We start from the raw sequence: 384 nt of genomic DNA on the forward strand, positions 1-384 counted from the left end.
ATCTTTACCCGATAAACCAATTGAACCATCTTTTCCGTTGATTGATACTGCAGAACCGTCTTTACCTTTCACATCTAATGAACCATCACTACCCGGTTGACCATTCTCGGCTTTTTCTCCTAACGTCATGTTATCCGCTGTAGCAATTTCATAACCATTTGCTATTTGAGTTACCTTGATATTTTTACCTTGGTTTATTGCAAATGTTTCATTGCTTACAATGCGTTTATCAGCATCAGATAGCGCCGGTGTTTCAGTACCATTAGTGGTTAAATTAAAGCCCATACCATCAATTTTCTTATTGATAGTATCGCCCAATGAGTATAGCTGACTACCGTTTACTGCATCTTTGCTCTTGGCATTAACTTCACCATCTGCGACATT

The 384-nt window shown here is 38.5% G+C and carries 1 protein-coding gene; it reads right to left on the bottom strand.

The features are described 5' to 3' along the window. The coding region (locus HMPREF3263_RS10480) for a hypothetical protein (protein ID WP_141762793.1) at positions 1–384 on the bottom strand (384 nt) is incomplete at both ends.

This window comes from Haemophilus sp. HMSC61B11 (genome assembly GCF_001838615.1).
Lineage (GTDB): Bacteria > Pseudomonadota > Gammaproteobacteria > Enterobacterales > Pasteurellaceae > Haemophilus_D > Haemophilus_D parainfluenzae_AD.